The sequence below is a fragment of the Roseomonas sp. TF40 genome, from assembly GCF_057219975.1.
Map to the genome: position 1 here is coordinate 223648 of NZ_JBXVVR010000004.1, position 23016 is coordinate 246663.

A 23016-nucleotide genomic window follows, 5' to 3' on the forward strand; every position below is an offset into this window, starting at 1 on the left:
GATCAGGGTGAGCGCGGCAGTTCCACGATGACTGTCAGCCCGCCGCTCGGTCTGTTCGCGAGCATGATCGTTCCGCCATGCTGCGAAATCACCTGGCGCGCGATCGTCAGCCCCAGCCCGGTTCCGCCCGTACCGCGATTGCGTGACGTCTCAAGCCGGCGGAACGGCTCGAAGACCACCTCCATGTCGGCTTCCGGTATTCCGGGCCCGTCGTCATCGATGCGAACGCGGATTCGCGATGGAACGTCATCGAGTTGCACACGGGCAGCCCTGCCGTATTTCACGGCATTTTCGATGAGGTTCGCGAAGGCCCTCTTGATCGCCACCGGGCGGCAGGTCAGCCGCGCCTGCCCGGGTCCCTCGTAGCTTGCCTCCGCGCCGGCATCGGCGGCCGCGTCGCACAGCGTCTCGAGCATGGCGACGATGTCCGTCGGCCGCTCGGGCTCGAGCTCCTCCTCGCCTCGCAGATAGGCGAGCGTGGCGCCGATCATGGCATCCATTTCGTCGAGATCGGCATCGATCTGGCGCTGCGCCTCGGGATCGTCGAGAAAGCCGGCGCGCAGCCTCAGCCGCGCGATCGGCGTGCGCAGGTCATGGCTGACCGCCGCAAGCGCCTGCGTGCGATCACCGATCAGCTTGTTGATACGCGCCTGCATCCGGTTGAACGCGAGCGCCGCGTGACGCACCTCATGCGGCCCTGTCTCCGGCATGCGTACGGTGATGCCCGGCATGCCGATGCGATCGGCGGCATCCGACAATTGCCGCAGCGGGCGGCCGATTAGACGCACGACGAACAGGCCGAGCAGCAGGATTCCCGCTGCCATGGCGCTGGTGGACAGCAGGCTCGCATGCTCGGCCGTGGGTGGCCGGAACAGGCCGGCGGAAAAATTCAGCCAGGACCCGTCGGGCAACTCGACGGCACCGATGATCACATGGCGAAACTGGTCGCCCCCGGGCATCGGCGAGTTTCCATCCTCCGCATAGCCCAGCCGGAGGCCGGTGGTCCGGAGTTCGGGAACCAGCTCGACAAGCCGGGCGCGCAGCGCCTCGATGCGCGGGCTTGTTTCCTCGATCAGACGGACTGTCGGTGCCGGCGTCCAGTGCATGTCGAGGCTGGCGGAAGACAGCGCATGTGCCGTCCTGTCCCGGTCGGCGACCGGAAGCTCCGCCACGGCACGCTTTGCTGCGGCGAGCCGCTCCGCAGTCTGTCGCTCGCGCGTAGAACCGATCAGGGCGTCCGTTCCAACCTGGTGAAGCCAGAGGCTGCCGACGTGGAATGTCAGCAGACCCACCAGGAGGACAAGGACGATGCGCCCGCCAAGGGTGTCGGGGATCAGGCGCAGCCGGAACCGGCCTGGTGAACCGTCGCTCACCCGCGCATGACCGCGGGCACGAACATGTAGCCGGCCCCGCGGATCGTCTTGATAATGGTCGGGCTGTCCTCGGTCGGCTCCATCTTTCGTCGCAGTCGACTCACCATCACGTCCACGGTCCGGTCAAGAGTGTCGGAGACACGGTTGCGCGCGAGATCGAGCAGTTGGTCGCGGCTCAGGACGCGCTGAGGGTGCTCGCAGAAGGCGAGCAGGAGATCGTATTCGCCGCCGGACAGATCGACCGCGACCCCATCCGGCGCGGTGAGATCCCGCCGGCGCGTGTCGAGCGCCCACCCGGCGAACAGCAGGCGATCGGCGACAAGGCCTGATGTCCGCTGCTCGTTGCCCTGCGCGCGGCGCAGTACCGCCCGGATACGTGCCAGAAGCTCGGGGCGCGAAAACGGCTTCGGGATGTAGTCATCGGCGCCGAGCTCGAGTCCAAGCACACGGTCGGTCTCGTCGCCGCGTGCCGTGACCATGATGATCGGCACCTGGGTCTTCGCACGCAGCGCACGCGTGAGGTCGAGGCCCGACTGGCCGGGCAGCATGACGTCGAGCAGGATCAGATCGACCTGCGCGTTCGCCAAGGTCTCCCACATTTCGCGCCCGTCCCGCGCGCCACTGACGCGGTAGCCGTTCTGGCGAAGGAACTTCGCGATCAGCGTGCGCATCTCGCCATCGTCCTCGACGACGAGGAGATGCGCCTCGGGTGCAAGAAGGTCCGGCGCCATTCGCTCCTCCTCCCACTCACCCCTGATCGCGCGGCGTGAAGCGCCCTTGTGCGGGGCGCTGGCCCGGCATGGTCAGGGTGACCACGACCCGCATGCCGGGTGCCGCGGCGAAATCGCCCTGTCCGCGCAGCATGTCGGTGCCCGCCGGTGCCAGAGCGACGGTGGTCTGCCGTCCGCCGGCCAGCACAACCGCCTGGCCGCTGGCGCCCTCGGCTGAGCGCGGACGATACGCGTTGTCGCTCAGGTAGAGGCGGAGTTCGTTGCCCTCGGCGACAAGCTCGGCATGGCCGCCGGCAAGGTCGATCCGCTGCCCACCATTGGGGCCGCGCGTGATGCTGGCACGTGCCCGCGGCGCTGCGATGGGCAGAAGCGCGGCTGCGGCAATGAAGATACGTCGGTTCATGCGTGGCGTCCTTTCGTCCATTCAATAGGCCTCGGCGACCTTCATTTCCTGCTGGCGGTCCATCAGGCTCACAAGCGCGGGCCGCCCGAAGCGATGAAACAGCAGCGGCGTGAGGAAGGTGTCGAGCAAGGTAGCCGTGATCAGCCCGCCGAAGATGGTGACCGCGACGGGGTGGAGGATCTCCTTGCCGGGTTCGCTTGCGCCGATCATCAGCGGAATGAGAGCGAAGCCGGCCGAGAGGGCTGTCATGAGCACTGGCGTCAGGCGTTCGAGGCTGCCGCGCACGACAAGCCCAAGACCCCAGGGTTCTCCCTCGAGCAGGGCGAGGTTCAGATAATGGCTCACCTTCAGGATACCATTCCGGGTCGCGATACCGGCAAGGGTGATGAAGCCGATCATGGAGGCGACGGACAGCGGCTGCCCCGCGATCCACAGCGCGGCGATCGCGCCCACCAGTGCCAGCGGAACATTCCCCATGATGATCAGGGCCAGGACTGCTGATTTGTAGCGGCTGTACAGCACCATGAAGATCAGTGTCAGCGAGACGAGCGACAGCAGGGCGATCAATCGGGAGGCCTCTTCCTGCGCCTGGAAGGTGCCCTCCAGCGCGAAGAAATATCCCGGCGGAAGGGGTGCATTCGCCATCTCTGACCGGATGCGTTGAACGATCGCGGCCGTGTCGCTGCCGTCCGTATTGGCCAGGACCACGATGCGACGCCGTCCATTCTCGCGCAGGATCTGATTCGGGCCGTCTGTGTCGCGGACCTCGGCGAGCAAAGAAAGGGGAACGCGCCCGCCCGGGGTCTCGATCATCAGCGACGACAGCCCGCTGCCCGTGCGGTCTTGGTCGGCGAGGCGCATCACGAGATCGAAGCGGCGCGCACCGTCGACCACCTCGCTGACGACCTGGCCCCCGGACATGTCTTGGACGGCCTGACCGATGGTTGCTGCCGAGACGCCGTGCAGCGCCGCGCGTTCGTGATTGACGGTCACCTGCAGCTGCGGCACGCGCACCTGGCGCTCGATCTGGAGGTCCCGCAGGCCGGCCACCGTTCCAAGGCGCTGCTGCATTTGATCTGCGATCGTACGCAGCGTATCGAGATCATCGCCATAGATCTTGAGGGCGATCTCGGCCCGCACGCCCGACAGCATGTGGTCGAGCCGGTGACCGATCGGCTGGCCGATATTGAGGCTTCCTGGAATGATCCCAAGGCGGGCGCGGATGTCGGCGGCGATCTCCTGCTTGCCGCGGCTGGAAGGATGCAGCGTGACGTCGATCTCCGAGGAGTGGACGCCCTCGGCATGTTCGTCGAGCTCCGCCCGGCCCGTCCGCCGGCCGACCGAGCGCACCTCGGGCACCTGCATGATCAATCGCTCCGCGGCGGTACCCAGGCGGTTCGCCTCGGCCAGGCTGATGCCTGGCTGGAACTGCAGACTGATGGTCAGCGTGCCTTCGTTGAAGGGCGGGAGGAATGCGCGCGGCAGGAAGGGCAGCGTCGAGACGGCAATGGCAACGGCACCGCCGGCCAGGACATACATCAGGCGCTCCCGCCGGAAGGCCCACAGCAGCGCACGCTGGTTGCCAGCCTTCAGCTTGCGCACCATCCAGCCGTCGCCGTGGTCCATCCGCTTCATTCGCGGCAGCAGGTAGTAGCAGAGCACTGGCGTGACGGTGATCGACACGATCAGCGACGCCATGATGGACACTATGTAGGCAACACCAAGCGGGGCGAAGAGCCGCCCCTCGATGCCGGACAGCGCGAACAGCGGCACGAAGACCAGGATGACGATCATGGTCGCATAGACGATGCCGGACCGGACCTCCTGGCTGGCCTTCGCAACGACCGTGAAGACCGGCAGTGGATTGCCTTTCTCCCGGTTCTCGCGGAGGCGCCGGAAGACGTTCTCGACATCGACGACGGCGTCGTCCACCAGCTCGCCGATCGCGATCGCAAGCCCGCCCAGGGTCATGGTGTTGATTGACAGGCCCAGCAGATGGAACACCACCACGGTGATGAGCACCGACAAGGGGATTGCCGTCAGCGAGATGAAGGTGGTCCGCACGTTCAGCAGGAACAGGAACAGCACGACTGCGACGACCGCGACAGCCTCCAGAAGCACGGTCTGGACGTTGCCGATCGACGCCTGGATGAAGTCGGCCTGGCGGAACTGCACATTGTCCGCCGTCACTCCGGCCGGCATGACCCGCTGCAGATCGCGTAGCGCTTCCTCCACCGCGCGGGTGACGACAACCGTGTCGGCATTGGGTTGCTTCTGGATGGACAGGATGACCGCCGGCCTGCCCATGCTTCCGGCCTCGCCGCGCCGCAGGCGTGCCGCAAAATCGACCTCGGCGACCTGGCGCAGCAGGATGGGCTGGCCGTTGCGCAGCGTGATCGGGGCGTTGGCGAGATCCTCCAGCCGCGTCGTGCGCCCGATGTTACGGATCAGGTATTCACGTCCGGCCTGATCCACGTAGCCACCGCCGCTGTTCGCGCCGAACTGCCGCAAGGCCGTGACGATCTGCTCATGCGTGATGTCGAGCGCATGCATCCGCGCCACGTCCGGCGTGACGCGATACTGCTTCACCTCGCCGCCGATCGGGATCACCTGGCTGACGCCTGGGATGGTCAGCAGCCGCGGTCTTACGACCCAATCGGCGAGTTCGCGCAGCTGCATTGGGCTCGCGCGGCCGTCGGTCGACATCGCCACGAGCATGATCTCGCCCATGATCGAGGAAACGGGTGCCATCTGCGGCACGACATTCGGCGGCAACTGCGAGCGTACGAGCGACAGCCGTTCACCGACCTGCTGGCGATTGATCCAGATGTCCGTACCCCAATCGAATTCCACGAAGACGATCGACAGGCCGACCCCCGAGACCGACCGAACCCGTGTCACGCCAGGCATGCCGTTCAGCGCGGTCTCGATCGGGAACGAGACCAGCAGTTCGACCTCCTCCGGCGCGAGGCCCTCGGCCTCGGTCAGCAGCGTGACGACCGGCTTGTTGAGGTCGGGAAACACATCCACGGGCAGTTGACGCAACGTGAGCGATCCATAGACGACGAGGATCGCAGCCGCGGCGAGCACGAACAGCCGGTTCCGCAGGCTTGTGGAGACAAGGAAGTTGAACATCCGCGGCGGCCCTCAGCGGATCTGTGCGATGAGGCTGGCGGCCTCGGTGACGACGCGCTTGCCGGGCTCGAGGCCAGCGACGACGAGGACGTTGCGCCCGTCAAGCGGCTGCACGCGCACGGGTCGTGGCACGAAGCGCTCGGCCGTCGTCATCTCGAAGACGATGGGCGGCCCCTCCGCGCTGCGGATCACGGCTTCGCCGGGCAGCACGATGCCTGCCGCGCGTCGGTTCGTCTGCACGGTGACGGTCACGGGCGTTCCGACCGACAGGCCGGGCGGCGCGTCGAGGATGCGGAACTGCAGCGGAACCGCCTGCTGGCGGAGGGCGAGACCCCGCCCAAGGAACGCCAGCTCCAGGCTCGTCCCTGCCGAGGTCGCCGCCCTCGCCCCGCTGATCTCCGCGACCATCCCGCCATCATAGGCGACCGCTTCGACCCAGAGCCGCGTCGGTTCGACGATCTCAAAGAGCGGCTCGCGCGCATCCACGATCTGGCCCCCGACAGCCGCAACCACGCTGATGAAGCCCGATGCGGTGGCCTGGACGGCCAGCCTGCCATTCAGCCCCTCGGCTACTGCCGCGCGACGGGCACGCAAGCCCTCCAGCTCCGCTCGGGCTTCCCCGATCTCCCGCGCCGAAACGCTGCCGGCGAGGCCCGCGAGTCGCTGCGTGCGCTGCTGCGCGATGCCGATCTGCGAGTCCAGTTCGGCGAGTGTTGCCTGCACGCCGCTGCGTTCCTGCGCGCCGAGGACCGGCACCACATACGCCAGCGTCTGGCCGCGTTCAACGCGGCTCCCGAGGGTCGGAAAGCCAGACGGCGGTGCTTCCACGCGGCCGGCCTGCGGCGCCTGCACGCGACCCGACGCGTTCGGGTCGGCGATGACCTGTCCCACCAGCTGGAGCGCGACAGGGGCGTCCGCGCGATCCGCGATGGCGGCGCGCACGCCAAGCAGCCGCTGGGTCGGCTTCGGCACGAAGACGCTGCCATCCGGCTGGCGGCGCGGCTGGTCCATCGGCTGCGCAGCAGCGGGAAGTGCCATCAGTGCGAGAACCACGGCCATTGGCGCGGCTGCCGCGCGCGCCGGCACCCGCCCGGCGGACGCCTTGTGCGAAGGCTCGGACGGGGCCTCGGCTGGCGACTTCACGGGGATCGCATCCGCCGCGACCAGGGGCGGGAGGTTGCGCGGCGCCGCAACCCGCCCGATCAGGACGCCCAGCAGCAGCAGCGCCAGGCCGGCTGCCCAGATCACCGGCTCGACGGCGGCACGCATGGCCGTTTCGCGCCAACCCGATGTTGCGACTGAAGCGGCCGCAGCGGCCGTGACCTCGATGTCCAGCGGCAGCAGGTCCATGTCTGACCCGGCCGTAACGGTCAGGATCAGGCTGCGCGGACCGGCCTGCCCGAGAAGGGGATGGGAAATGACGTAGGTCGCCTCGGCGTTCCGGGTGACAGGCACGGCCTGCCCGTCGAGGGTTGCCGTGATCTCTGCGTTGTCGACGGGCTCGGCGGACGGGTAACGGTCGAGATAAAGCCAAAGCCGCGCATCGGGGCCAAGCACGCCAACGACGTCGAAGATGTCCGAATGCGCAATGCCGCGCGGCGCCGCATTTGCAGGCGGCGGCGCTTCATCCCCGTGGCCGGGATGGGCAAGCGCTCCCGGCGCGGCAGCGAGCAAGCCGAATGCGGCGGCGAGGACGAGGCGACGGATCTTGGACGCGGGCTGCTTCACGGTTCGACCCCGATCGCTTGGTTGTAGCGGGAAATGGCCTGGCGGAGCGCCACCTGCGCACGCCGACGTTCGGCGTCCGCTGCGGTGACGATGGTACGTACCCGCAGCGTCTCCGCGAGGGTCGCCTGACCTTCGCGAAAGGCGCGCTCCCCAAGGGAAGCGGCCTCGGCAAGTGCCGCATGGCGCTGGTCAGCGAGGCGGGCGCCTGCCCGCGCGTCCGCAAGCGCCGCCCGCGCCCGATCACGCTCTGCTGCCACGAGGCGTTCGGCAGCCCCGGCTTCGGCCGTTGCGGTCGTGAGTTCCCCCTGTGCCGTCGCGCGTCGCTCCGCATTTCGCGGCGGATGCGCCAGCGGGATCCGAACACGCACTCCGAAGCGGGTATCCCACCCGGAGTCGCGGTCGTCGCGCTCCTGACGCATGAAGGCTGCGATCTCTGGGCTCTCCCGGTCCTCGACCTCAGCGATCCGGATGCCGGCACGCGCGACATCCAGGCCGAGCCGGGCCGCGACGACACGCGGATGCTCGCTGGGCGCGGCGCCGTCCCGCAGAGTTTCTTGCCATCCGGGCGCGGGGTTCCGGCCGGTCAGAGCGCGAAACGCGAGTTGAGCGTCCCGAGCGGCAGCCTCCGCTTCGCGGAGAGCGCCTTCGCTCTCCCGCGCATCCGCGGTCGCGAGCAGCTCCTCTGCTCGCGACACCTGACCTGCCCGCGCCTGGCGCGCGACATCGCGCGTCAACGCCGCGGTGCTCGACGTTCGTGCGCGGGCTGCCGCAAGGGCGGCGTCCGCCGCGGCCCAGGCCCAGTATGCGTCACGCACCTCGGCAGCCACGATGAGGCGCCGCGCCGCGATCTGCGCCGCGAGACGTGTGCCTTCGGCGTCGGCGAGACCGCGCTGGGCGCGCGACTGCCCTGGCAGCCAAACGGGGACCCCGACCTCGACCTCTGCCTCGCGGAACCCACGGTTCTGGGTGAAGCGATCGGTTGTGTAGCCAAGCCCGACGCTGGGGGCGCCTGGTGTCAGGGCGTTGGCGCCGCGAAGCCGCGCGTCTATGGCCGCACGCTGTGCCTCGAGTGTCCGCAATTCGGGACTCAGCGCAGCAGCCGCCTCGAAGGCGTCTCGCAGGGGGCCGGCATGTGCCGATGCGACGCCGCCCGCCAGGATGGCGATCAATACCAACCGGATCAGCACTGGAACCCCTTCCGCATCGCCCCTGACCGCTTGGGTATGACCATCGGACGCGAACGGGTCTTTTCCGGATCATGACAAAACATTGCAGCGGGCGGCTTGGCCGCTGACGGCGGCACGGGAAAGCGACGCGAGCTCCTTGTGGCAATGCGTGACGATCCGTGGCTTTTGCGGCGGCAAACCCATGCGGCGGGCCGATCAAATCATCGCCGTTGACCTGCCTTGGATCGCTCGCGCGGGCATCCAGGTTGAGAATTCGCTTGACCCTCCCAACGTTGGAGGGGTGACTGAAGCGTCTCCCGCAACGCTGCGACAGGAGACAGAGATGCAGCACTTCGACATTCCGGACATGACCTGCGGCCACTGCGTGAAGACGATCACGCAGGCCGTGCAGGCGATCGACGCGAAGGCGCAGGTGCAGGCGGACCTCACTGCGCACAGCATCAGCGTGACCAGCACCGCGAGCACGGCGAGCCTCTCGGCCGCCATCGCCGCCGCCGGCTACGCGAACATCGCCAAGGCCTGAGGCAGGAGCACGCGCGATGGCCCCCGACACCAACCTCAAGGAATGGATGCCAACGCTCGCGGCCTCCATCCCCGCTGCGCCGGACGCCACGCTCTCGGTCCCGATCGAGGGCATGACCTGTGCCTCCTGCGTCGGCCGCGTCGAGCGCGCGCTCAAGGCTGTGCCCGGCGTCGCCGCCGCCGCGGTGAACCTCGCGACCGAGCGCGCCGAGATCCGCTTCGACGGCGCGCCGGACCTGCCGGCTGTGATCGCCGCGGTGAACCACGCCGGCTACGGCGTCGGCACCGAGGCGACCGACCTCGCGATCGAGGGCATGACCTGCGCCTCCTGCGTCGGGCGCGTCGAGCGCGCGCTCCGTGCCGTGCCCGGCGTGACCGATGCCGCGGTGAACCTCGCGACCAACCGCGCGCGCGTCGCGCACCTGCCCTCCGTCGATGCCGCGGCGCTGATCGCGGCGGTGCTGGCCGCCGGCTACGGCGCCGAGCGCATCAGCGCGGAGGCCCCGGCCGACCGCGGCGACCGCGAGCGCGCCGCCCGCGCGGCCGAGATCCGCGGCCTGGCGCGCAGCCTCGGCCTTGCCGCGCTACTGACCCTGCCACTGGTGGTGCTGGAGATGGGCGCGCATCTGTCGATGGCGCTGCACCATGCCATCCGCGACAGCATCGGCTTCGCCATGAGTTGGAAGATCCAGTTCGTGCTGGCCGCGCTGGTGATGTTCGTCCCCGGCCTGCGTTTCCAGACCAAGGGCTGGCAGGCGCTGCTGCGCAGCGCGCCGGACATGAACTCGCTGGTCGCGATTGGCACGGGCGCCGCCTTCGCCTATTCGACCGTCGCGACCTTCGCCCCCGCCCTGCTGCCCGAGGGCGCGCGCCACGTCTTCTTCGAGGCGGCGGCGGTGATCGTCACGCTGATCCTGCTCGGCCGCTGGCTCGAGGCACGGAGCAAGGGTCGTACCTCGGAGGCCATCAGGCGGCTGATGGGCCTGCAGCCGCCGACCGCGCGCGTGCTGCGCGACGGGCAGGAGCAGGAGATCCCGGCCGCGCAACTCGTCGCTGGCGACATCGTGCTGGTCCGGCCCGGCGAGCGCATCCCCGCCGATGGCGAGGTGACCGAGGGCGCCTCCTTCGTGGACGAGGCGATGATCACCGGCGAGCCCTTGCCGGTGGAGAAGACCAACGGCGCGCAGGTAACGGGCGGCACGGTGAACGGCACCGGTGCCTTCCGCTTCCGCGCGACTGCGGTTGGCGGGGAGACGGTGCTCTCCCAGATCGTGCGCATGGTCGAGCAGGCACAGGGATCGAAGCTGCCGATCCAGGCGCTGGTGGACCAGGTGACGATGTGGTTCGTCCCGGCGGTGCTCGCCATCGCGGCGCTGACCTTCGGCGTGTGGCTGGTGTTCGGGCCGGATCCCGCGCTCGCCTTCGCGCTGGTCAACGCGGTCGCGGTGCTGATCATCGCCTGCCCCTGCGCCATGGGCCTGGCGACGCCGACTTCGATCATGGTCGGCACCGGCCGGGCGGCCGAACTCGGCGTGCTGTTCCGCAAGGGCGAGGCGCTGCAGGCCCTGCGGGACGTCGAGGTGGTCGCGCTCGACAAGACCGGCACGCTGACGGAGGGCCGTCCGACCCTGACCAACCTCGCGGTCGTGCCGGGCGAACAGGAGGAAGCGGTCCTGGCGCTGGTCGCCGCGGTCGAGGCGAAGTCCGAGCACCCCGTCGCCCAGGCGATCGTCGCCGCGGCACGGACGCGTGGCCTGATCCTGGCCGAGGCGGCTGCCTTCGAGGCCGTGCCCGGCTTCGGCGCCACGGCGCTCGTGGATGGGCAGCGCGTCTCCGTCGGCGCCGACCGCTACATGGCGCGGCTCGGTCTCGATGTCGTGCCCTTCGCCGCCACGGCGGCCGCGCTCGCCGACCGGGGCTGCACGCCGCTCTATGCCGCGGTGGATGGGCGGCTCGTTGCCGCGCTGGCGGTTGCCGATCCGGTCAAGCCGGGCACGCCGGCAGCCCTCGCCGCGCTCAGGGCACAGGGTCTGCGCATCGCTATGGTGACCGGCGACAACCGGCGCACAGCGGAAGCGATCGCCCGCAGCCTGGGCATCGAGGAGGTGGTCGCCGAGGTGCTGCCGGACGGCAAGGTCGCCGCCGTCGAGGGCCTGCGCGCGGGCGGGCGGAAGGTCGCCTTCGTGGGTGACGGCATCAACGACGCGCCGGCGCTCGCCGCCGCCGATGTCGGCCTCGCGGTCGGCACTGGCACGGACATCGCGATCGAGAGCGCCGATGTCGTGCTGATGTCGGGCGACCTCGGCGCGGTGGCGACGGCCTTCGGGATCAGCCGGGCGACGATGGCCAACATCCGGCAGAACCTGTTCTGGGCCTTCGCCTACAACGTTGCCCTGATCCCGGTCGCCGCGGGCATACTCTGGCCCTTCGGCGGCACGCTGCTCTCGCCCATGCTGGCGGCGGGGGCGATGGGGCTCAGCAGCGTCTTCGTGCTGGCGAATGCACTCCGGCTGCGGCGGTTCCAACCCGCCGCGGCCACCAGGCGGGAGGGACGGTGATGAACATTGGCGATGCGGCGAAGGCCTCGGGCGTCTCGGTGAAGATGATCCGCCACTACGAGGCGATCGGCCTGCTGCCGGCGGCGACGCGGACCGAGAGCGGATACCGCATCTATCGGCCCGAGGACGTGCACGCGCTGCGTTTCATCCGCAACGCTCGTGATCTTGGCTTCCCGCTCGCCGAGATCGAGGAATTGCTCGGACTTTGGCAAGACAAGGAACGAAGCAGCGCGGAAGTGAAGAACTTGGCCCTCGTCCATCTCGCGACGATCGAACAGAAAGCCCGGTCGCTGCAGGCGGTCGGCGACACACTGCGACATCTCGCGAATGCCTGCCATGGAGATGGCCGGCCCGAGTGTCCGATCCTGGAGGGTCTTTCCGAACAAGACCCGCCAGCGGCGCCCTCGGCGAGGCGCGCAGAACGGCGTAGAGAAGGGCTACGTCACAGAGGGATCGGCGCTGAAACGCGCGGGTGAAGATGTCGGCGGTGTTTTTTCCGAAGTTGAAATAGCGGACAGGGTTCCAGCGCTGCGGCGAGTACCGCAGCAGCGGGCCGAGAGCGGATGATCTCGGGCACGGCTATGTCATCTCGTTTGTCATTGCACGCGGGCAATTGAGTTCGGCATGCTCCCGTCATCGTAGAAGAGAGGGCCGGTCCTGCGCGCCTGGAGCGCGCTCCAAGGCTCGCGCACGACCGGGATCGGGGTCGGCCGGCATTGGAGGCTGGGCCAGGTGCCGCGACGGCTACAGCGGCCGAAACGAGGCGAACCACTTCGGGGCGAAATCGACCTGCGTGGAATGTCGCTGGCGATTTTGGTCGCACGCACCGGGAGCATCCGTTTGGCGGCACGCGAGGCGGGCAGAACTGTTTCGGCCGTCAGTCGCAGCATTCGGGCACTTGAGGACGGGCTCGGGGTGTCGCTTTTCGAGCGGCGCCCGTCAGGAATGAAGCTGACGGCCGCCGGCGACGAGTTTCTTGCTGAGGCAACCCGCGTACTCGGCGGATTGCAATCTGCCGTATTGCGTGCGCGGGAGGCTGGATCGGCTGCGACGGGCCGACTGGTGATCGGCACATATTTCTCGGCTTCAATGGGACAGTTCCGAGAGGAGTTGATGCGGTTCGTGGAGCAGAACCAGGGCATCGAGATCTGGCTTCGCGAAGGAAGCCGCGATGAGCTCCTGTTGACACTGCGCGGCGGCGAGGTGGATCTCGCACTGTTGCTAGGGCCGATGGATGAGTCGGCGCTTGACCGCTTGGCGCTTTGGCAAGAGGCCGGCATGGTCGCCTTGCCAGAACGCCATCCCCTCGCGGACGCCGACTTCGTGCAATGGCGGGACTTGGTGGACGAAACATTCATCGTCACGTCACGCGGTTCAGGACCGGAGGCCCGCGTCACGGTTCAGGGACTGCTTCCGCCTGGGGCGACAGCTCGCTTCGCAGCGCATCATGTCAGTCGGGAGGGCATGTTCAACTTGGTCGGCGCCGGGTTCGGCATCGCCGTGCTCGCGGAGTCTGCCTCAGGTGCGTCCTATCCAGGCGTCGTATTTCGGCCCGTCGGCAATGAGACCGGTCCGACGATGGTGGAGGCTGCGGCGTACTGGGACCCCAAGCGCGACAACCCGGCCCTGCGAAGGTTCCTGGCGCAGCTGCGTGCGCGTCAGGCGGCGGGTTCACGCGGCGGCGGCGCTGGGTGAGAATTTCGCGCGCGCGATCGAGGCGCGGGCCGGCGTGCCGAGCGAAAGCCCCGGTCGCTCGCGAGGAACCGCGCCAACATCGGCGCGACGAGCTTCGTGGGCTCGACCTGCTGCCCCGTCTCGCGTGAGAGCGCCTCCGCGTAGGCGACCAGGTCGCGGTGCAGCTCCGCCGGCAGTTCCACGGTGAGCTTCACCGGACGGTCATCAAGGATCGGACCGAGCTTCAGCTTCGGCATGGGTCAGCCTCCGTAGGGCTCGAGCACGAGGTCGTGGTGGACGATGACGCGCACCGGAAAGCCGGGGCGCACGGTCAGCGTCGGTGGGACGGAAAGCTGCCGGCGGACGATCTCCTCGCCGGCGCGGCCGACGGTGTCCGGGCCGCTTTCTCGGATGGCGCGGGCGATGTCGCTTTCGTCGTCGCGGCCGAGTTCCAGGCCGAGGTTCAGCAGCGTCGCGAGACCCGCGGCGAGGAAGAGCCGCCCCCAGTGGTAGTTCACGCCGTCCTCCAGCCCGGCATAGCCCGCCTCGTCCGCGCCCGGCATGCGTTCCAGCACGATGGATCGGCCATTGGGCAGGATGAGCCGGGTCCAGACAAGCAGGATGCGCCGCTGCCCAAAGCTGATGCGGCTGTCGTAGGCGCCGATCAGGCGCGCGCCCTGCGGGATGAGCAGGTGCCGCCCCGTCGGGCTGTCGAAGACGTTCGCCGTGACCTGTGCCGTGATCTGCCCCGGCAGGTCGGAGCGGAGGCCGGTCAGCAACGCCGCGGGGATGACACTGCCGGCCTGGATGACGAAGGGGCTGGCGGGCGCCTGGAGCCGATCCGGCGAGGTCGTGCGGCGGTCTGCCGGGCCACCCAGGAAGGCGAGCCGCCGGTCGGTTGCATCGGGACCGATCGGCATCGCGCCCGGATCCGCTGCCAGCGATCCGGCGGGGGCAGCACCGCGCGGCTCGCCGCGTGCCTCGACCTGCACGAAGAGCCGGCTGGTGCGGGCCGCCTCGATCTCCTGCATCCGCCGCTGCTCTGCGGGATCGGCGGTCGTGGGCGTGGCCGGCGCCACCACCGGCTGTCCACGCTCCTGTGCTCGTACGATCGGCCGGCCAAGATCGCCCGGTAGCGGCGGTCCCAGCTGCGGTATGCCAGCATAGTCACGCGGCAGCGTGGCGAGGCCATCGGCCTGCGGGTTCCGATCGGTGCTGTAGAGTTCGCGCGGCCCCTCGCCGCCGCTCCGGCCCTGGAGGGCCAGGATCAGCGCCGCCCCGATGCCGAGCCCAGCCACGACGCCGAGCCCGATCAGCACCCGACGGGAGAGTCGCACCACCCGCGGCGGATCGGGGCGCAGGCGCAGCGCCGCGGCGATGTCGCGCTCGCTCCCGCCCCGTTCCGGCGCCGTCCCGCTCATCGCGCCCGGCCATCGGTGCGCACGATGCGCACGCGCTGCTGCCGGTCGCCAAGGCGCAGTTCGGCCGCAGCAAAGAGCCGGTCGACGATCACAAAATTCTGGCGGACGCGGTAGTTGACGAGCTGCCCCTCGCCCTCCGGCCCGATCACGAAGAGCGGCGGCATCTCGCCCTGGCCGATGCCGCGCGGGAACTCGATGAAGACCTGCCGCCCGTCGTCGAAGGCGCGCAGCGGCCGCCAGGCCGGGCTGTCGCCCTCGATGTCATAGCGGAAGCGCAGCCGCGCGAGATCCAGCCCCTGCTCGACGAGTGCCGCCGCGTTCTGCCGGCGCAGTGCAATCAGCGCATCCTGAGGATACTGCCAGGAGACGGACGCCATGTACGTCTGTTCGGTCGAGCGCAGTTCCAGCAGGTAGGTGCGGCGGTCGGTGTTGATGATGAGGTTGGTGGTGAGGTCGGGCCGCGTCGGCTTGACGATGATGTGCACGCGGCGCGTGGGGCCGGTGCCGCTCTCGGTGTCGCCGATGATCCATCGCACGGTGTCGCCGGCGGCGACGGGACCGTTGCCGACCAGCGTCTCGCCCTCCTGCAGCATGATGGCGGTGACCTGCCCTGGCGCGGTATAGACCTGATAGAGCGCGCCGGGCGTGAAGGGGTAGACCTGCACCGCGTTGATGAAGCCCGCGCGGACGGGCTGCACGCGCGCAGCGGCATTGGCCTGGTTGACCCGCACGGTGGGATCGGGGGGCTCCGACGTGCGGCGCGAGGGCGGGACGCGCTGAAGCTGGCCCGGCAGGGGCAGTGGCGTCGGCACCTCCACGATCTCGACGGGGCGCGGCGGCTCGGGGAGCTGCGTCGCCTGGATCGGCTCGTCGTCGTAGCGGATCTCGGGAGGGCGGAAGGCGCAGGCCCCGAGGCCGAGCAGGACGAGCGCCACGGTGGGGTGTGCGTGCCTCATTGCCCGAGCTCCCGCGACCAGTTGATGGCGTGGACGAAGATGCCGAGGGGGTTCTTGCGAAGGCGCTCGGCGTCGCGCGCCGGCTGGACGACGATCGTCAGGATCGCGGTCCAGCGCTCGGTACGCGCGAGCTGACCGTTCTCGTAGGTCCGTTCGATCCAGGCGACGCGGAAGCTGTCTTCCGAGGCGCGGATGACGCTGGAAACCTCGACGGCGACCTGCTGGCGGCCGACGCGGCCGAAGGGATCGCTGGCGCGGGCGAAATCGTTCAGCGCCAGCGCGCCGCGGTCGGTCGCGAAGTCATAGGCGCGCAGCCAGTTCTGGCGGACGATGATCGGGTCGGCGGCGATGCCGCGCACCTGCTCGATGAAGCGCGCGAGGTGCCAGGCGATCTGCGGGTCGGTCGGGCGGAAGTTGGCGATGGCGGGGGCGACCGCCTGCGCCTCGCCGAGCCGGTCGACCTGCACGACCCAGGGCACGATGGTGCCGCGGGCGGACTGCCAGACCAGGGCGCCGGCGAGGCCGGCGATGAGGAAAAGCTCGCCCAGCGCCATGAGCCGCCAGTTGCGCGCCTGGACGCGCGCGGAGCCGATGCGCTCGTCCCAGGCCTGGGCAGCGCGCTGGTAGGGCGTCTCGGGCTCCGGCGTGCGGCCGTAGCGGACGGAGGGACGGCGGAACATCAGCGATCCTCCGAAAGGCGAATGGAGGAGCCGGCGCCACCGCCATCGCCGGAGCGGATGGCGTGGCCGAGGGTGGTGACGCCGTGGCTCAGCGCCTGGCCGCGCCGCATGCGGCGGGCCCAGGCGGGGGCACCGGAGGAGAGCGGCGGGTCAGCCGGTGGCGAGGCGCCGCCGGAGACGGCCGCACTGCCGGCGGCGTGGCTCGCGCGAAGGCTGCCCGCCGCGCTGCGCAGCGGGCTGGCCGCGGCGGAGCCCGCGGCCATCGCCACGCCAGACGCGCCGCCGCTGCGATACGCGGTGCTGGTAGCGCCGAGCGCGTAGGCGGAGCCGCGCGCGCCGGCGCCGATGGCCGAGCCGGCCGCGCCGACCGCCGCGGCACCCGTGCGCGCGGCTGCGGCGCCGGCGACCATGGCCCCGCCCGCAGCGAGACCTGTGCCGACCGCCGCGCCAGCGCCGAGCTGCGGCCCACCGGAGATCAGCCCGTTGGCGATGCCCGGCCCGAAGATCCCGAGCGCCAGCAGCGCCAGCGCCGCGAGCACGATGGACATCGCCTCGTCGATGGTCGGCTGGTTGGCGCCGAACCCCGCGGTGAACTGCGCGAAGAGCGTCGAGCCGATGCCAATGATGACGGCCAGCACCAGCACCTTCACGCCGGAGGAGACAACGTTGCCGAGCACGCGCTCGGCGAGGAAGGCGGTCTTGCCGAACAGTCCGAAGGGTACCAGCACGAAGCCGGCCAACGTCGTCAGCTTGAATTCGATCAGCGTCACGAAGAGCTGGATGGCGAGGATGAAGAAGGACAGCAGCACGACCGCCCAGGCGAACATCAGGATCGCGATCTGGACGAAGTTCGTGAAGAACGAGATGTAGCCCATCAGTCCGGAGACGGCCTGGAGCAGCGGTCGCCCGGCATCGAGGCCGACCTGCGCGACCCGGCCCGGCTGGAGCAGCTGTTGCGCCGTGATGGTCGAGCCCGAGGCGACCAGGCCGAGGCCGGCGAAGCTGTCGAAGATGACCTGGGCCAGGAAATTCCAGTTGCCGATGATCCAGGCGAAGACCCCCACGAAGAGGGTCTTCTTGATCAGCCGGGCGATGATGTCGTCGTCGGCCCCCCAGGCCCAGAAGAGCGCGGCGAGCGTGATGTCGATGACGATGAGCGTCGCGGCGAGGAAGGCGACCTCGCCGCCGAGCAGCCCGAAGCCGCTGTCGATGTAGCGGGTGAAGACGTCGAGGAAGCGGTCGATGACGCCGGTGCCGTTCATGGCACGTCCCGAGATGTGCGGAGATGCGGCGCCACGACCACCGCTCAGCGGCCATGGAACATCTGCGCCGAGCCCGGCTGGTAGCCGGCGCCCGGGGCGAGGAAGCGCTCCAGCTGCTCGCGGGCCTGCTCCTCGCCGCTGGCAACACGAGCGGCCTCGAGCGCCTGGGCGCGGCCCTGCGCGGCGAGCAGCGCGGTGAGGTCGGCGATCTGCTGGGACTGAAGGGCCAGCAGCTGGTTGCCCGCCTGCGCCGCCTGGAGCGCGCCGGTGGCACCCTGGCTCTGGCCGATCAGCGCCTCGATCTCGGCGCGCGTGCCGGTCAGGTTGCCGACCACGGTCGCCTGGGTCATCAGCGCGTCCTGGAAGCCGGCCACCGAGGTCTGCCAGCGGTCGCGGGCGTTGGCGAACATCTGCTGGCTGGAGCCGAGCGAGGCGGCGCTGCCGTAGCCTTGCGTGAAGGCGCGCTCGATGTCGGTGACCTCGTAGGCGAGGCGCTGGGCGCGGGCGATCAGCTGCTGCGTCCGCGCAAAGGACTGCTGCAGCCGCATGAGCGAGGAGTAGGGCAGGCTCGCGAGGTTGCGGGCCTGGTTGATCAGCATCTGCGCCTCGTTCTGGAGCGAGGCGATCTGGTTGTTGATCTGGTCGAGCGCGCGGGCGGCGGAGAGGATGTTCTGCGCGTAGTTCCACGGATCGAAGACGGTCCACTGCGCCTGGGCGGGCGGGATCGCGACCGGGACAGGAAGGCCGATGAGGGCGGCGCCGAGCAGCGCGGCGCGGAGCGGGCGGCGGATCATGGGGCGGTATCCTCCGGAGGGTCGGGCAGGAGCTCGGCGGCCCAGTCGAGGCCGCGGCGCAGCAGCCAGGCGCGCGCGAAGCCGGCGCGGCCGTGGGTGGCGAGCGTCTCGGCGATGGCGGCCTGGTCGGTCTTGGAGGAGGCGGCGCAGAAGGCCAGCGCGACCTCCGACAACCCCAGCTCGAAGAGCCGGTTGCCGCGGCGGGACTGGCAGTAGTAGTCGCGCTTGGGCGTCGCCCGGGCGAGGATTTCTACTTGGCGGTCATTCAGCCCGAAGCGCGCGTACATGGCGGCGATCTGCGGATCCAGCGCCCGCTCGTTCGGCAGGAAGATTCTGGTCGGGCAGCTCTCGATGATGGCCGGCGCGATGGCGGACCCGTCCACATCCGCCAGCGACTGCGTCGCGAAGACCACCGCCGCGTTCTTCTTGCGGAGCGTCTTGAGCCACTCGCGCAGTTGCGCGCCGAAGGTGGCGTCGTCCAGCGCCAGCCAGCCCTCGTCGACGATGATCAGCGTCGGCCGACCATCGAGGCGGCGGCCGATGGCGTGAAAGAGATAGGCCAGCACGGCGGGTGCGGCGGCGGTGCCGATCAGCCCCTCGGTCTCGAAGGCCTGTACCTCCGCCTCGCCGAGCCGCTCCGCCTCGGCGTCCAGCAGTCGGCCCCAGGGGCCGGCAAGGGTATAGGGCTCCAGCGCGCGCTTGAGGGCCTGGGATTGCAGCAGGACGGCGAGGCCGGTCAGCGTCCGCTCGTGGGGCGGTGCCGAGGCGAGGCTGGTGAGCGCGGACCAGAGATGATCCTTCACCGCGGGGTCGATCGCGACGCTCTCCCGGGCGAGCAGGCCCGCAATCCACTCCGCAGCCCAGGCGCGTTCCTCCGGCGCGTCAATGCGGGCCAAAGGCTGGAGCGCGACCGGCTCGGCCAATTCGCCCGCCAGCGCGCCGCCAAGGTTGTGCCAATCCCCGCCCATGGCGAGCGCGGCCGCGCGGATCGAGCCGCCGAAGTCGAAGGCGAAGACCTGCGCGCCGGCGTAGCGGCGGAACTGCAGCGCCATCAGCGCCAGCAGCACCGACTTGCCCGCCCCGGTCGGGCCGATGACCAGCGTATGCCCGACATCCCCCACATGCAGCGAGAAGCGGAACGGCGTCGCGCCCTCCGTCCGCGCATGGAAGAGCGGCGGCCCGCCGAGATGCGCGTTCCGCTCCGGCCCAGCCCAGACGGCCGAGATCGGCACGATGTGCGCGAGGTTCAGCGTCGAGATCGGCGGTTGCCGGACGTTGGCGTAGAGATGCCCCGGCAGGCTGCCGAGCCAGGCCTCGACGGCGTTCACCGCCTCGCGGATGACGGTGAAGTCGCGGGACTGGACGACTTTCTCGACCAGGCGGAGCTTGTCGTCCGCGGCGCGGGCGTCCTCGTCCCAGACCGTCACGGTTGCGGTCACATAGGCCCAGCCGGCGATGTCCTGGCCGAGCTCCTGCAGCGCCTCGTCCGCGTCGGCGGCCTTGTTTGCGGCGTCGCTGTCGAGCAGCACGCTCTGCTCGTTGGTCATCACCTCCTTGAGGATGGCGGCGATGGACTTGCGCTTGGCGAACCACTGCCGGCGGATGCGCGTGAGCAGCTTCTGCGCATCGGGCCGGTCGAGACAGATGGCGCGGGTGCACCAGCGGTATTCGAAGGCGAGCGCGTTCAGCTCGTCGAGGATCCCGGGGAAGGTCGCGCTCGGGAAGCCGATGATGGTGAGCACGCGCAGATGCGCGTCGCCGAGCCGCGGCGCGAGGCCGCCCACCAGCGGCTGGTCGGCCAGCAGCGCGTCGAGATGCATCGGCGTCTCGGGGACGCGGATGAGGTGGCGGCGGGTCGAGACCGTCGAGTGCAGGAAGGTCAGCGTCTCGGCATCGTCAAGCCAGCGCGCCTCCGGCACGAAGGCCTCGATCTGGTCGAGCACGCGGTCGGTGCGGTCGATGAAGTTTCTAAGCGCCTCGCGGCCGGTCGCGGCGTCGACGCCCTGCGTGCCCTCGTACAGCCACCCCTCGGCGCGGGCGGCGTCGTCGGCTGGCGGCAGCCAGGCGAAGGTGAGGACGTAGGCGCTCTCGAAATGCGCGCCAGCCTCTTCGAATTGGGCTCGGCGCTCGGCGTCGACCAGGGCCGAGACGGGGTCGGGAAAGGTGCTGGCGGGGTAGCCTCGGGCCGGGACCCGCTGCGCCTCCGCGAAGACCGCCCAGCCCGAGCCGAGGCGCCGCAGCGCGGCGTTGAGCCGCGCGGCGGTGGCGGCGAGCTCGGCCGGGGTGGCGCTGTCCAGGTCCGGGCCGCGGAAGCGTGCGCTGCGCTGGAAGGAGCCGTCCTTGTTCAGCACCACGCCCGGCGCCACCAGCGCCGCCCAGGGCAGGAAGTCTGCGAGCGTCTGGGACTTCCGGCGGTACTCGGCGAGGTTAAGCATGGCCGCCTCACGCGCGCAGCCAGGCCGGGTAGCGCAGGTGCCGGCGCACGACCTCGACGAACTGCGCGTCCCGCCGCGCAGCCCAGACGGCGGCGAGGTGGCCGACGAGCCAAATCAGCACGCCCGCGATCCAGAGCCGCAGCCCGAGTCCGATCGCCGCGGCGAGCGTGCCGTTGGCGATGGCGACCGCGCGCGGCGCGCCGGCGAGCAGGATCGGCTCGATCAACGCGCGGTGCACCGGTGCCGAGAAGCCCGGAACCGGATCGGCCGGCACGGCCATCAGATCAGCGCCCCGCCGCCGAACTGGAAGAAGGACAGGAAGAAGCTCGACGCCGCGAAGGCGATCGAGATCCCGAAGACGATCTGCACCAGCCGCCGGAAGCCGCCCGATGTGTCCCCGAAGGCGAGCGTCAGGCCGGTGACGATGATGATGATCACCGCGATGATCTTGGCGACCGGCCCCTCGATGGACTCCAGCACCTGCTGCAGCGGCTGCTCCCAGGGCATGTTGGAGCCGGCGGCATGGGCAGGCGCCGCGAGTACCAGGCAGAGCGCGAGGGCGGCCGCGCCGGCGAGGCGCGTGCGCAGCGTGGGCGTCATGGGGTGTCTCCTGCTGGGGTGAGGTCGTAGTCGCCGGTCGGGGTCAGGCCGCGGACCTGTGCGAGCTCGGCGAGCCGGCGGTCGGCGCCGCGGCCGGCGAGAACGGCGATGACGTCGATCGTCTCGGCGATCAGCGCGCGCGGGACGGTGACGACGGCTTCCCCGATCAGCTGCTCGAGCCGGCGCAGCGCGCCGAGGGCGGAGCCGGCATGGATGGTGCCGATGCCGCCGGGATGGCCGGTGCCCCAGGCCTTGAGGAGGTCAAGCGCCTCGGCGCCGCGCACCTCGCCGATGGGGATGCGGTCGGGGCGCAGGCGGAGCGCGCGTCGGACGAGTTCCGACAGCGAGACGACGCCGTCCTTGGTACGCAGCGCGACCAGGTTCGGTGCGCGGCACTGGAGCTCGCGCGTGTCCTCGATCAGCACGACGCGGCCGCCCTCGCGGGCCACCTCGGCGAGCAGCGCGTTGGTCAGCGTGGTCTTGCCGGTGGAGGTGCCGCCGGCGACGAGAATGTTGCGACGATCGGCGACTGCGCTGCGCAGCGTGGCGGCCTGGGCGGCCGTCATGATGCCGGCGGCGACGTAGTCCTCCAGCGTGAAGACCGCGACGGCAGGCTTGCGGATCGCGAAGGCCGGGGCCGCGACGACGGGCGGCAGCAGGCCCTCGAAGCGCTCACCCGTCTCGGGCAGCTCCGCCGAGACGCATGGGCGGTCCGCATGCACCTCGGCACCAACATGATGCGCGACGAGGCGGATGATGCGCTCACCGTCGGCGAAGGTGAGGCGCTGCTCGGTGTCAGCTAGGCCGCTTGCGAGACGGTCGATCCACAGCCGGCCGTCGGGGTTCAGCATCACCTCGACGACGGCCGGGTCCTCAAGCCATCCCGCGATGCCGGGGCCGAAGGCCGTACGCAGCATCCGCGCGCCACGCGCGGTCGTCTCGGCCTTGAGCGGATGCAGCGACATGCGGTCCCCGGGTTTGTGCCGCGGCAGAGGCGCCGCAGCGGGCGGGGACGATTAGAGAGCGGCAGATCGGGGCGCGTTCAACAAGCGAGACGGAGGCGTAGTGGCCTGGGGTGCAGAGAGAAGCGGGCGCGTCGATCCGTCCTCAGCTGGCTTCGTCGCCTTCGCTCGCAGTCGCGTCCTGCTCCCCGCCGATCATGTCGATGGATACCTCGCGCAGTAGCGTCGGACCCTTCGACAGACGGCGGCCGAGTGCTTCGAGGAACCGCTCATACCGCTCGCGCCCCTTGGCCTGCGCCGCGGCGTAGTGCGCTTCGGACGGCGCCGGCACCGCGACCAGCCAGTGCCGAATGAAGAGCGCTAGTGTCTCCAGGCTGACGCCGGCGTCACGGTTCAGGCGCTCGAGCTGTCGGCCGATTCGGTCGAGGCGCTTCGTGAGCACAGCCTCCATCCTGTCGGACGCGTCGGGTGAGAGGAACGACGCGATGGATGCTTCGGCGACCACGGAGAGTGACCGGCGCCGCTCCTTCGCGTAGGCTTCAAGCTCCTTCGCGAGCTTTGGATCGAGATAGACGGAAAGGCGGACCTTCTTCAC

At 69.9% G+C, this 23016-nt stretch carries 21 protein-coding genes; 4 read left to right on the plus strand and 17 right to left on the minus strand.

Annotated elements, in window-relative coordinates; genetic code table 11:
* Positions 1 to 2: 2 nt before the first annotated feature.
* From AC2D9U_RS14275 to AC2D9U_RS14300, 6 genes are read right to left on the minus strand one after another with little or no spacing between them, the layout of a single operon-like run.
* Positions 3 to 1373 (minus strand): ATP-binding protein, encoded by a 1371-nt coding sequence (locus AC2D9U_RS14275; protein ID WP_484750049.1) that lies wholly within the window; start codon positions 1371 to 1373, stop codon positions 3 to 5.
* Positions 1370 to 2104: a response regulator transcription factor gene (locus AC2D9U_RS14280; RefSeq protein ID WP_484750051.1), complete on the minus strand. Its 735-nt coding sequence runs from the start codon at positions 2102 to 2104 to the stop codon at positions 1370 to 1372. Before AC2D9U_RS14280 ends, AC2D9U_RS14275 begins: the two co-directional genes overlap by 4 nt.
* 16 nt (positions 2105 to 2120) lie before the next feature.
* On the minus strand, positions 2121 to 2507 hold the full coding sequence (locus AC2D9U_RS14285; protein ID WP_484750053.1) for a hypothetical protein: 387 nt from the start codon (positions 2505 to 2507) through the stop codon (positions 2121 to 2123).
* A gap of 21 nt (positions 2508 to 2528) precedes the next feature.
* Positions 2529 to 5642 (minus strand): efflux RND transporter permease subunit, encoded by a 3114-nt coding sequence (locus AC2D9U_RS14290; RefSeq protein WP_484750055.1) that lies wholly within the window; start codon positions 5640 to 5642, stop codon positions 2529 to 2531.
* A 12-nt stretch (positions 5643 to 5654) separates the two neighbouring features.
* A complete protein-coding gene (locus AC2D9U_RS14295) occupies positions 5655 to 7370 on the minus strand; it encodes an efflux RND transporter periplasmic adaptor subunit (protein WP_484750057.1) in 1716 nt (571 codons plus the stop codon).
* Positions 7367 to 8557: a TolC family protein gene (locus tag AC2D9U_RS14300; RefSeq protein WP_484750060.1), complete on the minus strand. Its 1191-nt coding sequence runs from the start codon at positions 8555 to 8557 to the stop codon at positions 7367 to 7369. The genes AC2D9U_RS14295 and AC2D9U_RS14300 overlap by 4 nt, the downstream gene beginning before the upstream one ends.
* A gap of 322 nt (positions 8558 to 8879) precedes the next feature.
* On the opposite strand from AC2D9U_RS14300, the gene AC2D9U_RS14305 reads away from it, so the two are divergent.
* The 4 genes from AC2D9U_RS14305 (at position 8880) to AC2D9U_RS14320 (ending at position 13332) form a co-directional block, all read left to right on the plus strand.
* On the plus strand, positions 8880 to 9080 hold the full coding sequence (locus AC2D9U_RS14305) for a heavy-metal-associated domain-containing protein (RefSeq protein WP_484750062.1): 201 nt from the start codon (positions 8880 to 8882) through the stop codon (positions 9078 to 9080).
* A 16-nt stretch (positions 9081 to 9096) separates the two neighbouring features.
* Positions 9097 to 11637: a heavy metal translocating P-type ATPase gene (locus AC2D9U_RS14310; RefSeq protein ID WP_484750064.1), complete on the plus strand. Its 2541-nt coding sequence runs from the start codon at positions 9097 to 9099 to the stop codon at positions 11635 to 11637.
* Positions 11637 to 12113 (plus strand): Cu(I)-responsive transcriptional regulator, encoded by a 477-nt coding sequence (cueR, locus tag AC2D9U_RS14315; protein WP_484750066.1) that lies wholly within the window; start codon positions 11637 to 11639, stop codon positions 12111 to 12113. The genes AC2D9U_RS14310 and cueR overlap by 1 nt, the downstream gene beginning before the upstream one ends.
* A 322-nt stretch (positions 12114 to 12435) precedes the next feature.
* The gene (locus AC2D9U_RS14320; RefSeq protein WP_484750068.1) at positions 12436 to 13332 is read left to right on the plus strand and encodes a LysR family transcriptional regulator; all 897 of its coding nucleotides are present in this window, start codon (positions 12436 to 12438) and stop codon (positions 13330 to 13332) included.
* Here the strand turns inward: AC2D9U_RS14320 and AC2D9U_RS14325 are convergent.
* The 11 genes from AC2D9U_RS14325 to AC2D9U_RS14375 form a co-directional block, all read right to left on the minus strand.
* On the minus strand, positions 13296 to 13568 hold the full coding sequence (locus tag AC2D9U_RS14325) for a DUF2274 domain-containing protein (protein ID WP_484750070.1): 273 nt from the start codon (positions 13566 to 13568) through the stop codon (positions 13296 to 13298). The two genes, AC2D9U_RS14320 and AC2D9U_RS14325, sit on opposite strands and share 37 nt — an antisense overlap.
* 3 nt (positions 13569 to 13571) lie before the next feature.
* Positions 13572 to 14732, minus strand: coding sequence for a TraB/TrbI/VirB10 family type IV secretion system protein (locus AC2D9U_RS14330; RefSeq protein WP_484750071.1), 1161 nt, complete (start codon positions 14730 to 14732; stop codon positions 13572 to 13574).
* On the minus strand, positions 14729 to 15688 hold the full coding sequence (gene trbG / locus AC2D9U_RS14335; protein WP_484750073.1) for a P-type conjugative transfer protein TrbG: 960 nt from the start codon (positions 15686 to 15688) through the stop codon (positions 14729 to 14731). Before trbG ends, AC2D9U_RS14330 begins: the two co-directional genes overlap by 4 nt.
* Positions 15685 to 16368: a conjugal transfer protein TrbF gene (gene trbF, locus AC2D9U_RS14340; RefSeq protein WP_484750075.1), complete on the minus strand. Its 684-nt coding sequence runs from the start codon at positions 16366 to 16368 to the stop codon at positions 15685 to 15687. Before trbF ends, trbG begins: the two co-directional genes overlap by 4 nt.
* Complete coding sequence (gene trbL, locus AC2D9U_RS14345) at positions 16368 to 17630, minus strand: P-type conjugative transfer protein TrbL (protein WP_484750077.1); 1263 nt, start codon at positions 17628 to 17630, stop codon at positions 16368 to 16370. Before trbL ends, trbF begins: the two co-directional genes overlap by 1 nt.
* A 44-nt stretch (positions 17631 to 17674) precedes the next feature.
* On the minus strand, positions 17675 to 18424 hold the full coding sequence (gene trbJ / locus AC2D9U_RS14350; RefSeq protein WP_484750078.1) for a P-type conjugative transfer protein TrbJ: 750 nt from the start codon (positions 18422 to 18424) through the stop codon (positions 17675 to 17677).
* Positions 18421 to 20859: a conjugal transfer protein TrbE gene (gene trbE / locus AC2D9U_RS14355; RefSeq protein ID WP_484750080.1), complete on the minus strand. Its 2439-nt coding sequence runs from the start codon at positions 20857 to 20859 to the stop codon at positions 18421 to 18423. Before trbE ends, trbJ begins: the two co-directional genes overlap by 4 nt.
* A 7-nt stretch (positions 20860 to 20866) precedes the next feature.
* Positions 20867 to 21139 carry a VirB3 family type IV secretion system protein gene (locus AC2D9U_RS14360; protein WP_484750083.1) on the minus strand — a complete coding sequence of 91 codons (273 nt, stop codon included), beginning with the start codon at positions 21137 to 21139 and terminating at the stop codon, positions 20867 to 20869.
* Positions 21139 to 21459 carry a TrbC/VirB2 family type IV secretion system protein gene (locus AC2D9U_RS14365; protein ID WP_484750085.1) on the minus strand — a complete coding sequence of 107 codons (321 nt, stop codon included), beginning with the start codon at positions 21457 to 21459 and terminating at the stop codon, positions 21139 to 21141. Before AC2D9U_RS14365 ends, AC2D9U_RS14360 begins: the two co-directional genes overlap by 1 nt.
* The gene (gene trbB, locus AC2D9U_RS14370; protein ID WP_484750086.1) at positions 21456 to 22424 is read right to left on the minus strand and encodes a P-type conjugative transfer ATPase TrbB; all 969 of its coding nucleotides are present in this window, start codon (positions 22422 to 22424) and stop codon (positions 21456 to 21458) included. The genes AC2D9U_RS14365 and trbB overlap by 4 nt, the downstream gene beginning before the upstream one ends.
* A gap of 142 nt (positions 22425 to 22566) precedes the next feature.
* A complete protein-coding gene (locus AC2D9U_RS14375) occupies positions 22567 to 23016 on the minus strand; it encodes a CopG family transcriptional regulator (RefSeq protein WP_484750088.1) in 450 nt (149 codons plus the stop codon).

Bases quoted from the DNA above. Each gene is read 5' to 3' on its own strand.
- AC2D9U_RS14280 (WP_484750051.1), bottom strand. From the start codon at position 2,104: ATGGCGCCGGACCTTCTTGCACCCGAGGCGCATCTCCTCGTCGTCGAG.
- AC2D9U_RS14285 (WP_484750053.1), bottom strand. From the start codon at position 2,507: ATGAACCGACGTATCTTCATTGCCGCAGCCGCGCTTCTGCCCATCGCA.
- AC2D9U_RS14290 (WP_484750055.1), bottom strand. From the start codon at position 5,642: ATGTTCAACTTCCTTGTCTCCACAAGCCTGCGGAACCGGCTGTTCGTG.
- AC2D9U_RS14305 (WP_484750062.1), top strand. From the start codon at position 8,880: ATGCAGCACTTCGACATTCCGGACATGACCTGCGGCCACTGCGTGAAG.
- AC2D9U_RS14310 (WP_484750064.1), top strand. From the start codon at position 9,097: ATGGCCCCCGACACCAACCTCAAGGAATGGATGCCAACGCTCGCGGCC.
- cueR (WP_484750066.1), top strand. From the start codon at position 11,637: ATGAACATTGGCGATGCGGCGAAGGCCTCGGGCGTCTCGGTGAAGATG.
- AC2D9U_RS14320 (WP_484750068.1), top strand. From the start codon at position 12,436: ATGTCGCTGGCGATTTTGGTCGCACGCACCGGGAGCATCCGTTTGGCG.
- AC2D9U_RS14325 (WP_484750070.1), bottom strand. From the start codon at position 13,568: ATGCCGAAGCTGAAGCTCGGTCCGATCCTTGATGACCGTCCGGTGAAG.
- AC2D9U_RS14330 (WP_484750071.1), bottom strand. From the start codon at position 14,732: ATGAGCGGGACGGCGCCGGAACGGGGCGGGAGCGAGCGCGACATCGCC.
- trbG (WP_484750073.1), bottom strand. From the start codon at position 15,688: ATGAGGCACGCACACCCCACCGTGGCGCTCGTCCTGCTCGGCCTCGGG.
- trbF (WP_484750075.1), bottom strand. From the start codon at position 16,368: ATGTTCCGCCGTCCCTCCGTCCGCTACGGCCGCACGCCGGAGCCCGAG.
- trbL (WP_484750077.1), bottom strand. From the start codon at position 17,630: ATGAACGGCACCGGCGTCATCGACCGCTTCCTCGACGTCTTCACCCGC.
- trbJ (WP_484750078.1), bottom strand. From the start codon at position 18,424: ATGATCCGCCGCCCGCTCCGCGCCGCGCTGCTCGGCGCCGCCCTCATC.
- trbE (WP_484750080.1), bottom strand. From the start codon at position 20,859: ATGCTTAACCTCGCCGAGTACCGCCGGAAGTCCCAGACGCTCGCAGAC.
- AC2D9U_RS14360 (WP_484750083.1), bottom strand. From the start codon at position 21,139: ATGGCCGTGCCGGCCGATCCGGTTCCGGGCTTCTCGGCACCGGTGCAC.
- AC2D9U_RS14365 (WP_484750085.1), bottom strand. From the start codon at position 21,459: ATGACGCCCACGCTGCGCACGCGCCTCGCCGGCGCGGCCGCCCTCGCG.
- trbB (WP_484750086.1), bottom strand. From the start codon at position 22,424: ATGTCGCTGCATCCGCTCAAGGCCGAGACGACCGCGCGTGGCGCGCGG.